At 29.1% G+C, this 13,822-nt stretch carries 13 protein-coding genes; 9 read left to right on the forward strand and 4 right to left on the reverse strand.

Features of this window, described 5'->3' with window-relative positions:
- Positions 1-16: 16 nt before the first annotated feature.
- Positions 17-1,129 (reverse strand): alanine racemase, encoded by a 1,113-nt coding sequence (locus ACRCZX_RS08035; RefSeq protein WP_438582406.1) that lies wholly within the window; start codon positions 1,127-1,129, stop codon positions 17-19.
- Between the two features lie 208 nt (positions 1,130-1,337).
- On the opposite strand from ACRCZX_RS08035, the gene ACRCZX_RS08040 reads away from it, so the two are divergent.
- Entirely contained in the window at positions 1,338-1,910 is a 573-nt protein-coding gene (locus tag ACRCZX_RS08040) for a GNAT family N-acetyltransferase (protein WP_438582407.1), read from the forward strand.
- 37 nt (positions 1,911-1,947) lie between these two features.
- On the opposite strand, the gene ACRCZX_RS08045 is transcribed toward ACRCZX_RS08040, so the two are convergent.
- Both ACRCZX_RS08045 and ACRCZX_RS08050 read right to left on the reverse strand, forming a co-directional pair.
- Positions 1,948-2,559, reverse strand: coding sequence for a nitroreductase family protein (locus tag ACRCZX_RS08045; protein WP_438582408.1), 612 nt, complete (start codon positions 2,557-2,559; stop codon positions 1,948-1,950).
- A 60-nt stretch (positions 2,560-2,619) separates the two neighbouring features.
- Positions 2,620-3,672, reverse strand: coding sequence for an alanine racemase (locus tag ACRCZX_RS08050; protein ID WP_438582409.1), 1,053 nt, complete (start codon positions 3,670-3,672; stop codon positions 2,620-2,622).
- Positions 3,673-3,802: 130 nt separating this feature from the next.
- Between ACRCZX_RS08050 and ACRCZX_RS08055 the strand changes: the two genes are divergently transcribed.
- From ACRCZX_RS08055 to asnA, 6 genes are all read left to right on the forward strand, one after another.
- Positions 3,803-4,963, forward strand: coding sequence for a CD0519/CD1768 family membrane protein (locus ACRCZX_RS08055; protein WP_438582410.1), 1,161 nt, complete (start codon positions 3,803-3,805; stop codon positions 4,961-4,963).
- A gap of 23 nt (positions 4,964-4,986) precedes the next feature.
- On the forward strand, positions 4,987-5,736 hold the full coding sequence (locus ACRCZX_RS08060; RefSeq protein WP_438582411.1) for a phosphatase: 750 nt from the start codon (positions 4,987-4,989) through the stop codon (positions 5,734-5,736).
- Positions 5,737-5,752: 16 nt separating this feature from the next.
- A complete protein-coding gene (locus ACRCZX_RS08065) occupies positions 5,753-6,709 on the forward strand; it encodes a nitronate monooxygenase (protein WP_438582412.1) in 957 nt (318 codons plus the stop codon).
- A 63-nt stretch (positions 6,710-6,772) separates the two neighbouring features.
- Entirely contained in the window at positions 6,773-7,585 is an 813-nt protein-coding gene (locus tag ACRCZX_RS08070) for a purine-nucleoside phosphorylase (protein ID WP_438582413.1), read from the forward strand.
- 19 nt (positions 7,586-7,604) lie between these two features.
- Positions 7,605-8,321, forward strand: a complete 717-nt coding sequence (locus tag ACRCZX_RS08075) for an HAD family hydrolase (protein WP_438582414.1) — start codon at positions 7,605-7,607, stop codon at positions 8,319-8,321.
- A 334-nt stretch (positions 8,322-8,655) separates the two neighbouring features.
- Entirely contained in the window at positions 8,656-9,636 is a 981-nt protein-coding gene (asnA, locus tag ACRCZX_RS08080; RefSeq protein ID WP_438582415.1) for an aspartate--ammonia ligase, read from the forward strand.
- 46 nt (positions 9,637-9,682) lie between these two features.
- Here asnA and ACRCZX_RS08085 read toward each other — a convergent pair whose 3' ends face one another.
- Positions 9,683-11,419 (reverse strand): [FeFe] hydrogenase, group A, encoded by a 1,737-nt coding sequence (locus ACRCZX_RS08085; protein WP_438582416.1) that lies wholly within the window; start codon positions 11,417-11,419, stop codon positions 9,683-9,685.
- Positions 11,420-11,678: 259 nt separating this feature from the next.
- Here ACRCZX_RS08085 and ACRCZX_RS08090 point away from each other — a divergent pair, with 259 nt between their 5' ends.
- The gene (locus tag ACRCZX_RS08090) at positions 11,679-12,722 is read left to right on the forward strand and encodes a 4Fe-4S dicluster domain-containing protein (RefSeq protein ID WP_438582417.1); all 1,044 of its coding nucleotides are present in this window, start codon (positions 11,679-11,681) and stop codon (positions 12,720-12,722) included.
- A gap of 1 nt (position 12,723) precedes the next feature.
- A complete protein-coding gene (gene asrC / locus ACRCZX_RS08095; RefSeq protein ID WP_438582418.1) occupies positions 12,724-13,731 on the forward strand; it encodes a sulfite reductase subunit C in 1,008 nt (335 codons plus the stop codon).
- Positions 13,732-13,822 lie beyond the last annotated feature (91 nt).

Below are 13,822 nucleotides of genomic sequence, written 5' to 3' on the forward strand. Positions count from 1 at the left end.
GTTTTTTTTGTTAAAATTAGTCTAAAATTCTTTTTCTTGAATTTCCTCTTATATCAACTTCAATAATTCTTTCAACAGTATTATTTCTATGACCTATTAAGTAACGAGTCATATTAGCAGCAGAACAAGAGTGGTTTGGAATTATTTGAACAATATCACCAATTTGAAGCTTAGTATCTCCATCTTTCTTTACTTTAGCTACCTCTTCTGATAATCCAATTATAGTAAGTTCTGGATGATTTTTGATAATTCCAAATCCTTTTGTTAGAGAATTACCATGAGCACCTTGATCGAGTCCAAGACACTTGCTTCCACAGTCCAATATAAATAAATCTTCACTAGGATGAGATACAACAGTTGCTAAGACAGTAAGAGCACAATCCTCTTCTTTTGCAGCTCCTAAAGCAACTTGTATAGCATCAAAAAAAACATAGTTTCCAGGTCTAGAAATTGTTATTTCTTCTGATTTAATAGCTTGTTCAAAAGTTGGAGTAGTTCCAGTAGCAACAAATTCAATATTAGCACCAACTTCAATTAAAAGATTTTTTGCTAAAGTCATAATATCAATCTCTTTTTTAGTAATTTCTTCAATATAATCTTTTGAGAATCCATAAACTTGTCCAGTATGAGTAGAAATACCTTTAAATACTAAATTCTCATATTTTTGTAATGATTTAAAAAGATTGACAGCTTCTTCTGGAGAAACTCCAAATCTATTTAATCCAGTATTGATAATTATTTGATAACTTATTTTATTTGTTTTAAGTTTTTTAGAAAGTTCTGTAGCTGGAATTTCATTATCAAAAGCGACAAATAGCTTACAACTATTATTTAATTTTATAACTCTATCTAAATTGCTATCTCCAATAACAGGATAAGCTAACATTACTTTTTTAACACCACTATTTTTTATAACTGCTTCAGCTTCATCAAGAGTTCCAACGAGAACGCCCTCTGCACCAGCTTCAATTTGTAATTTTGTAATTTCACTACTTTTATGAGTTTTTAGCATTGGAAAAAGTTGAACAGAATTTTCATTTGCCAAAGTTTGATATTTTTTAATATTATTTTCTAAAATATCTAAATTTACTAAAAAGCTAGGCGTTGTTAACGATAATATATTTTTCATGTAAATCCTCCTAATTAAATTTCTAATAAAAATATACACCACTTATAAATTAAAGTCAAACTTTATTTTTATAGTTTTATAAATTTTTAATTTAAAAAATGATGGTTGTAAAATTAAAAACAACTTGGAAAAAGGAAGACTATTTGATACTATTGTATATGTAATATATAAATATCTTTAAAAGAAACAATATTTAGAGGGAGGAATTATGAGCATTTTATTTGGAGTTGTATTTTTTATTTTGGGAAGTTTAATAGTTTATGTTTTTCAAAAGAAAATATTTAAGGGAATAACTGAAGAGGATGTTGTTTGTGAAGTAGTTCAAAAAGCTTTTATAAGAGTAAAAAATTCAGAGCATAACGAACATAAATTGGTAAGAGAATTACTAAAAAGTGATGCTTTTATAAAAGATTTATCATTAACAGCAAAATTTCAAGGATCAATAGTTGGTTACATACTTTTTACTAAAATAAAAGTTGGAGAAGAAACTTTATTAGCACTAGCACCACTCGCTGTATTACCAAAATATCAAAAAAAAGGAATTGGTAAAAGTTTAATAGAAAAAGGACATAAGGTAGCAAAGAATCTAGGATATAAAGGAGTTGTTTTATTAGGAGATCCAGGTTATTATAAAAAGTTTGGATATTCATCAGCTTCAAAATGGGGTATAAAAAGCCCTGTAAAAATAGCAGATGAAAATTTTATGGCAATTGAGCTTTACCCAGATTCTTTAATAGATATAAAAGGAGTTGTTCAATATCCAAAAGAATTTGGAATATAATGTAAAAATGCAAGGAAAAATCCTTGCATTTTTAGATTTAAACAATATCACAAATTTCGTTAAAGCTTAGTCTCTTTTCTCTTGGATTGAGTGTTTTACTTTCATCAAAATAACCAATTGATAAAAGCATAACAACAGTTTTATCTTCATCAATCCCAAAAGACTCTTTTACTTTATCCTCATTGAAGCCTATCATTGGATGAGTATCAACTCCAATATTTTTAGCACACAACATTATAGACATAGCAAGAATAGAAACATCTCTAACAGCCATAGCATTTCTCTTTACTTCTGTTGGATATAATACAGTTTCACACATATTAATAAGTTGAGAAACTTTCTCTTCATTCATACCAGCTTCAATTTTTATATTCCACATGGGATTGTCTCTACCATATCCAAAAGTGTCACCAACTAAGATTAAAGTCATAGCAGCTTCTTTTATTTTAGGTTGTGTACATGCTGTAAATAACTTTTCTTTTGCTTCGGGTGATTGAACAGCAATAATTCTCCAAGGTTGAAGATTGAATGATGATGGAGCTAAAACAGCTTCATTGATAATTTCTTCAAATAGTTTTAAATCTAAGTCTTTATTTGGGTCAAAAAAATTCACACTTCTTCTTTTTGATACAACATCTTTAAAATTCATAAAACACCTCCGAAAGATACTTATAATTTAATATACTCTAAAGAAAACAAAAACCTTTAATTATTCAATAATAATTCTTGGAATTCTATTATTTAAAAGAGTAGTATATTCATAGTGTTCCATATTCAAAAGAGCATTACATTTGCTAAAATCACGGTAAATTTCAAGCTTATCTCCAAGCTGAACAGAGTTATCTATTAAAACAAAAGATGTATCCATACTAATGTGAACAATAGGAAACTCTTTTTCATTTATATGACAAAGTAAGTTTGTATTTCTTTTAGAAAATCCATCACCATAACCAATTTTAATTTTAGCAACTCTAGAAAAGCTTTGTGTATCAATATCCTCTTTTCTTTTATATCCAATAAAATCTAAATCTGAAAACTCTTTGATATTATAAATTGGTCCAGAAAGAGACCAAGAACGCTTTATGTTATGATTTTCAATTCCAGAATCGAGCATACCTAAAAGACTTATTCCACATCTAATATGTGTAGATCCTTCTCCAAGACCTGAAATAGAAGCAGCACTATTTTGTGAGTGTATAATTTGAAAACGATTTCTGCCTATAAAATTTATAGATTCTATAAATTTTTTTTGAATATCTATCATTTCTTTAAAAGTAGAACTAAAAAAGTGTGTCATAGCACCTTTAAAATGTATATTATTTTTTAAAATGATAGATTTTATTCTAGAAATTTCATTTTCTGTGAATCCATTTCGAGCAAATCCAAAATCAAATTTGAGATGAAGTTGAGAAAAACTTATATTTTGAAAAAGCATATCTTCAAGCTCAGAAAGACTATTGATACACATCTCTAAATTAGGATGTTTTTTTAGAAGAGATAAATCTTCAATTGTTTCAAAAACAACTATTTTTATATTTTTTATGTTTAAAGATAGAAGTTCTATTGCCTCTGATTCTCTAGCAACAGCAAAATATCTACATCCAGCTTCAACTAAAATATTAACAACTTCTTTTAAACCATGCCCATAAGCATTTGCTTTTACAACAGATATAATATCTTTATTCGCACTTTGTTTTATGTAATTAAAGTTATGAATAATACTATTTTTACAAAGCTCTACTTTAAAATTATCTTTTCCCATAAAACACCTCACTTTAAATTTTGTCAATAATATTATTACCACAAATTATATCAAATTACAAAAAAGAATTGAAAAATAATAGAAATTAAGATATTCTATAGTGAAATAAAATAAAAGGGAGAAATAAAAAATGAGTATAAGACAAAGTAGGAAAAAAACCGCAATTGGTTTAGAAGGTATAGTTTGTATCATAGTACTTTCAATATTAATTTATCTTTTGTCGAGTAAAATGGGTGGAATCAATATGATTAATACAATCATGAAAACAGCTCATGATTTACTACTAAATACAGTATTCTTTATAATGGGAGTATCTGTTATTGCAGGAGCATTTGCAGGTGTTTTATCAGAATTTGGAGTAATAGCTATATTAAATAAGATACTATCGCCTCTTATGAAGCCACTATATAGACTTCCTGGAGCAGCAGCAATAGGGATTTTGACAACTTATATTTCAGATAACCCAGCAATATTGAGTTTATCAGCTGATAAGGGATTTACAAAGTATTTTAAAAAATATCAACTACCAGCATTGACAAACTTGGGGACATCGTTTGGAATGGGATTTATAGTTTCAACATTTATGATAGCTCAAAGTGCTAGTATGAATGAAAATCTAGTTTTCCCTGTTATATTAGGAAACTTAGGTGCATTTATAGGAAGTATTGTAAGTGTAAATTTAATGGTGAATTTTACTCGTAAAATATTTAATGAAGAGGGAGAGTCTCTAGAAGAGGAAAATTCAGAAGTTAATTTTTTTGAATATAGAGATATTAGAGATGGAAATGTTTTTGAAAGATTATTAGAAACACTATTAGAAGGTGGAAAAAATGGTGTTAAGATGGGAATGGAGATTATACCAGGAGTTTTAATAATATGTACAACAGTACTTTTACTAACAAATGGACCTGGAACAGATGGCTATACAGGAGCTGCATATGAAGGAATAGCTCTTTTACCATATGTTGGAGAAAAATTACAATTTATATTAAAACCTTTATTTGGATTTACAAGTGCAAAAGCTTTGGCATTTCCAATTACATCATTAGGAGCAGTTGGAGCAGCTTTAGGATTAGTACCTCAATTTATAGCAGATAAAGCTATAACATCAAGAGAGATTGCAGTTTTTACCGCGATGGGAATGACTTGGAGTGGATATTTAAGTACTCACGTAGCTATGATGGATAGCTTAGGATATAGAAAACTTACAGGTAAAGCTATATTTAGTCACACAATCGGTGGAATAGTAGCAGGTATTGTAACTAATTTATTGTATACAATCTTTATGTAAAAATAAATTTATGGGAGTAAAAAATGAAAGATTATAAAATTGACTTACACATTCATACAAATGTAAACCCTCATGCTTTTAGTACTTTAGAAGAGAACATTAGTGCTGCTTCAAAAAAAGGAATGGAAATTATAGCAATTACAAATCATGGACCAGCTTTACAAGATACTCCTCATTGGTGGCATTTAGTAAATATAGCTATTTTACCAGATGTAATTGATGGAGTAAGAGTAATTAAAGGTGTAGAGGCAAATATTTTAAACGAATTTGGAAAAATAGATATAAATCAAAGAGTTTATGACCATATTGAATTAGTTTTAGCTGGATTTCATGTTGTAGATGAGTATGGAAATATTGACAGCATTGAAAAGAATACACTTGCTATATTGAATTTGATAAAAAAGCAAAAAGCTGATATAATAGTTCATCTAGGAAATCCTATTTTCCCAGTAGATTATGAAAAAATAGTAAAGGCTGCAAAAGAGAATAATGTGGCTTTAGAAGTTAATAATACTTCTTTAGGAACAATAACAAGAGTTGGGTCTAGAAATAATTGTAAAGCGATGTTAGAATTTGCAAAGAAAGAAGGTTGCAAAATATCATTAGGTACAGATGCTCACTATTCTGGACACATTGGAGAGTTTCAAAGGGCTATTCAACTTTTAGAAGAAGTTGATTATCCAGAAAATTTAATAATAAATAGCTCAATAGAAACTTTTGAAGAGTTTTTAAAGCTAAGACAAGAGTTGAGAAGTAAAAAAGTAGACTCTTAATTTTGGGAGGAAAAATATGCAAAAAAATAGACTGTGTGAATTGTTAGGAATTAAATATCCAATTATCCAAGGAGCTATGGCATGGATATCAAATGGAAATCTAGCTGGAAATGTTTCGAAAGCTGGAGGACTAGGAATTATTGCAGGTGGAGGAATGCCGCCAGAAATATTAAGAGCAGAGATTAGAAAAGCAAAATCAATCACAAATAATCCATTTGGAGTTAACTTGATGTTAATGATGGAAAGTGTTGCAGAGCAAATAGATGTCTGTATTGAAGAAGGTGTAAAAGTTGTTACAACTGGAGCAGGAAATCCAGGAGTATATATGGAAAAATTAAAAGGTGCTGGAATAAAAGTTATACCAGTAGTTGCATCAGTTGCATTAGGAAAAAGAATGGAAAAAATAGGAGCAGATGCAATTATAGCAGAAGGTCTAGAAGCTGGAGGACACATAGGAGAAATAACAACTATGGCATTAGCTACACAAGTAGCTAGAGAGGTCTCTGTGCCAGTTATAGTTGCAGGTGGAATAGCAAGTGGAGAGCAATTTTTGGCTGCTTTATCTTTAGGTGGAGAGGGAATCCAAGTTGGAACAATTTTTATAGTTGCTCACGAGTGTGATGTACATGAAAATTATAAAAATTTAGTTTTAAAAGCTAAAGACAGATCAACAGTTACAACAGGAAATTATACTGGTCATCCAGTAAGAGTTTTAAATAATAAATTCTCTAGAGCAATTTTAGAATTAGAGGAAAGAGGAGCTTCAAAAGCAGAGATAGAAGATTTAGGTAGAGGAAAATTAAAATTAGCAGTTGTAGACGGAGATGTTGTAAATGGAAGTGTTATGTCTGGACAAGTTGCTGGATTGGTAAAAGAAGCTTTAAGTTGTGAAGAGATTATAAATAAATTGATGAGTGAATTAAAAAAAGAAAAAATAAAATTAGATTTAAGAGTTTCAGCTATAAATTTCTAAGAGTAGAAGAAAAGGGTGGAGCTATCTACCCTTTTTTTCTAAAAAAAGTTAAAGGAGAGGGTTATGTATAATAAAGTTATGGAAACAGTAGAGTTTCTAAATTCTAAAGTAATAAATAGACCTAAAATAGCTATAATATTAGGCTCGGGTTTAGGTGGATTAGTAGATTATGTAGAGAATAAAATTATAATACCTTATGAAGAGATTCCAAACTTTCCAATTTCAACAGTAGCTGGACATGCAGGAGAGCTTGTATTTGGTACAATTAATGGAATTGAAGTTTTAGTTATGAAAGGAAGATTCCATTACTATGAAGGTTATACTATGAAAGAAGTAACTTATCCTCAATATGTATTTAAAAAATTTGGAATAGAAACTATGATAGTAAGCAACGCCGCTGGTGGAGCAAATAGAAATTTCAAGCCAGGAACATTAATGATTATAAATGACCATATTAACTTATTTGGAACAAATCCATTAATTGGAAAAAATGATGAGAGATTTGGTCCTAGATTCCCAGATATGTCAGAAACATATAGTAAAGCTTTAATTGAAAAAGCAAAATTAGTTGCAAATAGATTGAACATAGAGTTCAAAGAGGGAGTTTATTCTGGTTCAACAGGTCCTACTTATGAAACAAGCGCAGAAGTTAGTATGATGATGGGAATGGGAGCTTCAGCAGTTGGAATGTCAACAGTTCCAGAATCAATAGTAGCGAACTACTTAGGTATAAAAATATTGGGAATTTCTTGTATAACTAATATGGCTACAGGAATAGCAACAAAGCCACATTCTCATGAAGAGGTTGTAGAAATAGCAAATCAAACAGGAGAAAAATTCTGTAAATGGATTGCTGAAACATTAAAAAATATATAGTTTCAATGGGAGGGTGTTTATGAAAGCAGCGTTTTTTGATATTGATGGAACAATTTACAGAAATTCTTTATTAACAGAACATTTTAAAAAACTTATAAAGTATGAGCTATTAGACATTAGAGAATATGAATCAAAAGTAAAGCATGCATTTACAAATTGGGATGAAAGAGTCGGAGACTACGATAGATACCTTGAAGAGATAACAACTTCGTATGTAGATGCAATAAAAGGATTATCATTACAGTATAATGATTTTATTTCAGACCAAGTTTTAGAGTTAAAAGGAAATAGAGTTTATACATTTACAAGAGATATGATTAAATGGCATAAAGACCAAGGGCATAAAGTTATATTTATATCAGGAAGTCCAGATTTCTTAGTTTCAAGAATGGCTAAAAAATGGGGTGCAGATGATTACTGTGGTTCTATTTATCATTATGAAGAGGGAAAACTTTCTGGTGAAATATCGCCAATGTGGGATTCTAAAAATAAAATGATAGCGATAAATAATTTCTGTCAAAAATATAATTTAAATTTAGCTGAAAGTTATGCTTATGGAGATACAAATGGTGATTATAGTATGCTAAGTTTAGTTGGAAATCCAAGAGCTATAAACCCTTCAAAAGAGTTACTATTAAAAATAAAAAGTGATGAAAATTTAAGAGATAAAACAGAAATTTTCGTAGAGAGAAAAGACGTAATTTATAAAATTTCATCAGCAGTAGAAATTTTATAAAAAAAATCTTGACTTTAATACAAAAAAAGTTTACTATTGTTTAATAATAAAAATAAAGTTTCAAAAAGGAGGAAGTTATGTCTATAAATTTCAATAATAATTATAATTGCAATAATAATAATAATAGCAACAATAATAATTCATTGACATTTGTAATTAATAATTTCCATTACTTTGAAACTAATAAAGATTAATAATTTAATACGAATATTTAAAATTAGTTTACCTAGAAATAGGTGTACTATATTTTGTTAAATTAAAGCTTTTAATAGTTCCAGTAAATGGAATTATTATGAGCTTTTTTATTTTTATAAAAAAATAGTGGAGGAAGAAAATGTATAAGGCAAAATTAGGTATTATAGAAACAGAAATTGCAATAAAAAAGGTAAAAGACTTTTTTGAAAGAGATTTAGCTAAAAAATTAGAGTTAACAAGAGTTTCAGCTCCATTGTTTGTAACTCCACAAAGTGGATTAAACGATAACCTAAATGGAATAGAAAGAGCAGTATCATTCAATACAAAATGCAAACAAGATGCTGTTATAGTTCATTCTTTAGCAAAGTGGAAAAGAATGGCACTTTATAAATATGGATTTGATTCTGGAAAAGGGCTTTATACAGATATGAATGCTATAAGAAGAGACGAAGATTTAAGTCCAATACACTCATACTATGTTGATCAATGGGATTGGGAAAAAGTTTTAGAAAAATCTGAAAGAACAACAACAAACTTAAAAGAAACAGTAAATAAAATATATTCATCTTTAAAAGATACAGAAAATTATATAAGAGAAATTTATCCAGAACTTTCAAAAAAATTACCAGAAAAAATAGAATTTGTAACTTCTCAAGAGTTAGAAAAAATGTATCCTGAGATGACTTCTAAAGAAAGAGAGCATGCTCATGCAAAAAAACATAGAGCGATATTTATAAGCGAAATTGGAAAGATTTTGGAATCTGGAGAAAAACATGATGGAAGAGCACCAGATTATGATGATTGGGATTTAAATGGAGATATAATTGTTTATTATGAACCTTTAAAAATAGGGTTAGAACTTTCATCTATGGGAATACGTGTATCTGAAGAGTCTTTAGTTAAGCAATTAAAATTAGCATCAGCAGAGGATAGAAAAGAGTTAGATTTCCATAAAAAATTGTTAGCTGGAGAGTTACCATATACAATAGGAGGAGGAATAGGCCAATCAAGATTGTGTTTATTTTTCTTAGATAAACTTCACATTGGAGAAGTTCAAGCTTCATTATGGACAAAAGAGATATTAGAAGAATGTAGAGAAAAAAATATTCCACTTTTATAGAATGTAAAGAACCCATCATGATTTTCATGATGGGTTTTTTTAAAGATTATACATCTTTTCTATTTTTATAAGTTGTATGGAATAAATGATGATTTCTTCCTTTTTCCTTATTTATATAATTTTCATACATAGATATTACCGTTGGGTTTTTATGAGATTTTCTAATCTCTGAATTTTTATCTTGAGTGTATAAAACATTTCCTCTTAATTCTTTAAAGTCTGAGTCATTTTTAACTGATTGCTTTAAGTGAGGCTGTCCACCACCATTAATACATCCACCAGGACAAACCATAAACTCAACAAAGTGATAATTATTTTTTTCTACTAAATTCTTTTCAAAGAATTCAAATATATTAGTACCACCACTTACAATAGCTAGGTTATAATCATTACCTGCAATTGTAACAGTTGCTTCTTTAATTCCTTCAAATCCTCTAACAGCAGTATACTCAATATTTTCAAAAGAAGTACCTTCAAGAATATCTTTAACTGATCTTACAGCAGCTTCCATAACTCCACCAGTGATTCCAAATATTGTACCAGCACCAGTATATTCTCCCATTATAGAATCAGCTTCTGAATCTTTTAATTTATTAAAATCTATATTATGTTTCTTTATAAGATCAGCAAGCTCTCTAGTTGTAAGAACAGCATCTATATCTCTTATATTATGAGTTTCCATCTCTTCTCTTTCACTTTCATACTTTTTAGCAGTACAAGGCATTATAGAAACAGTGAAAATAGATTTAGAATTTAAATTTTGAGCAGCTGGATAGTAATTTTTAGTAGCCGCACCAAATATTTGTTGTGGAGATTTTGCTGTAGATAAATTTTTGATATACTCTGGCTTATAGTTTTCTATAAATCTAACCCATCCAGGGCAGCAAGAAGTAAACATTGGGAAAGTTCCATTATTTTGAACTCTTTCTATTAATTCAGTTCCTTCTTCTACAATCGTTATATCTGCAGCGAAATTAACATCAAATATTTTTTTGAAACCTATAAGTTTTAAAGCTGAGTATATTTTTTTAGTAACGTCTACACCTATTTCTAATCCAAAAAGTTCTCCTAAAGCTGTTCTAACAGAAGGAGCCATTCCAACAACAACGTGCTTTTCTGAATTTTGAAGAGCAGCAGTTACTTTTTCAATATGAGATATTTCTGTTAATGCTCCTACAGGGCAAGAAACAACACATTGTCCACAAAGTAAGCAATTAGTATCATCAAAACATCTTAAATTTTCAGGACCAACTAAAACTTTATCATCTATTTTATTTAATTGTATTATATTTGTACCGATTTTTTCTCTACACACTGTAACGCATCTACCACATCTTAAACATTTACTTCTATCTAAAGAGATTGCTTTACTTCTATTATCTAAAGAGTCAGCATTTTGAGTGCAATGAGCTTCTTCGGTTCTTTTAGCACCAGTTTTCTTAATTAATTCCAAAAATTCGCAGTTTGAAAGTCTTTTACAACTTCCACAATTAAAGTTGTGTTCGTTTAATAGTTCAATTACTCTATCTTTTTTAGCTTCTTGAACCAATCTAGATGCAGTATTTATTTTCATTCCCTCTTCTACTTTAGTAGAGCAGGCTTTTAAAAGTTTTTTAGTGTTCAAATCTTCAACTCTACAGATACCACACTCTTCTGTTCCTGAACAGTCTTTAATAAAGCACAGAGTATCAATTTCAATATTATTTTCTTTTGCTACTTCTAATATTGTTTTGTTTGAATCAGATGAAAATATTTTATTGTTTATACTGAAATTTACTATCATTAAATCCTCCTAGTGATTTAACCTTGAAAATTGACTTGAAAATTGAGCAATAATTTTCTATTCAGATTTGATTTTATATGATAATAAAAGAATAGTCAAGCTTTTTTTTGAACTATAGTTCAATCTTTGAATATGAATTCAAAAAAGTGTTGACTATTTTTAAAAAGAGGTGTATCATTTTCGTTGAGCAATGAACGAAAAATTTTCTAAAGAATTAACCTTGAAAGAAGAAACTAAAAATTTGGAGGATTTTGTCAAAATGAATAAAGAAATTTCAATTGAAAGCTTTAATCTCTTACTAAAAAAGATGTCAGCAAATTATAGAATTGTGGCACCTAAAGCTTTTGAGAATGAAGGAAGATATAGCTATGATGATGATGTAAGATATTCAGATATAAATAATATAGAAGAAGTAATTTTTAATAAAAAATCAGCAGGATCACCAAAAGAAATTCTGTTACCAATAATACATACTGTATCAATAAGAGTTAAGAATCAAGTTATAGAAACTGCAACTAGTGAAGATGATAGAGATATACTTTTATTTGTTCATCCTTGTGATATACACGGAATTACTAGAATAGATAATACTTTTAAAGATGATGAGTACTATCAAAGCAGAAGAAAAAAAATTAAATTTGTACTAATTGAATGTGTTGAAAATGGTTGGGATAGCTGTTTCTGTTCTAGTTTAGGAACAAATAAAACTGAGGATTACTCAGTTGCACTAAAATTAGTAGGAAATAAAGTTCAAATGTCATTTAAAGATGATACTCTTAAAGAGTATATAAATGAATTCGAAAATATATCTGAATTTAATTTCAATTTTGTAGAAAAAAATAAAATAACTGTTAATGTTCCAAACTTAGAGAGTTGGGATAAAATGGCATTAGATAAAATAAAAAATTCGAAAATATGGGATGAATTTAAAGATCGTTGTATTGGATGTGGAAGTTGTAATATGGCTTGTATGACTTGTACTTGTATGAATACAGTTGAAGTACCTTCAGAAGATTCTAAAGATGTAATAGTAAAAAAGAGAGTTTGGAATGGATGTCAATTAGTAAAATCAAAAGCATTAGAGAAAGAAACACTATCTCAAATTGTTCCAAAAAGAGTTGTTCAAAGAGTATTAGACAAATTCTATAGACCTAAATTAAAAGAATCTAAAGAACAAATTTGTGTAGGATGTGGTAGATGTGTGGATGTTTGTCCAAAAAACATAAGTTTTGCAGCTACAGTTAACAAATTTACTAAAGAATTAGATAATATCTACAAAGAGTTTGGGAGAAGTGAGGACTAATATGACAAAGAATATGAGAGATATAGATATAAATAAATTACGTAAAAATTGTTTTAGACAATCTAAAGTTCCAGGGGAGTTTATGTTTCAAATGAGAGCTCCAGGTGGAACAGTAGAAGCAAAGCATCTTTTACTAGTTCACGAAATAGCTCAAAAATATGGAAATGGAAATTTCCACTTTGGTACAAGACAAACGTTCAACGTAATGGGAATAAAATATGAAAATATTGAAGCAGTTAATTCAATGGTTGAAGAATATATAAAAGCAATTGAAATTGAAAGATGTGGATTAGATTTAGAAGTTGATAGTTGTGGTTATCCTTGCTTAGCTCCTAGAAATATAGCTGGTTGCGTAGGTGCAGATCACTGCATTAAAGCTAATGCGAAAGTTCCAGCATTAGCTAATAAAATTGAAAAAGTAATATTCCCAAGTAATTATCATATAAAAGTAGCTATTGCAGGATGCCCAAACGATTGCGTAAAAGCTCATATGACTGACTTTGGAATTTTAGGAGTTACTATTCCACAATATAATGCAGAGAGATGTGTTGGTTGTGAAGCTTGTTTAAGAGCTTGTAAGCATCATTCAACAGATGCTTTAACTTTTAAAAATGGAGTTATCACAAGAAATGAAAATCTTTGTATTGGATGTGGAGAGTGTATCGAAGCTTGTCCAACAAGAGCATTCACTCGTACAAAGGATGTTTTCTATAGAGTACTTATAGGAGGAAGAACAAGTAAAAAATCTCCTAGAGTAGGAAAAGTATTCGTAGACTTTATAACAGAAGAAGTTCTTTTAGCTATTCTTAAAAATTGGGAATCGTTCTCAGCACATGTGTTAAATGGGTCTCCTAAATATCTTCACGGAGGACATCTTATGGATATGGCTGGATATAAAACATTTAAAGAACTTATGTTAAAAGATATTGAATTAAATCCAGAAGCAAGAGTAGCTGCAAGAGTTAATTGGAATGAAATGGAATACAGAGCAAATTATAACGTTAAATAATTAAGTAAAATAAAGGTACTGTAAATAAGGACAAATATATCTTGTTTTTTAAGACGAAAAAAGTATATAATTGTAATGTTATGTACTTTTG

The organism is Cetobacterium sp. (assembly GCF_051658645.1).
Lineage (GTDB): Bacteria > Fusobacteriota > Fusobacteriia > Fusobacteriales > Fusobacteriaceae > Cetobacterium_A.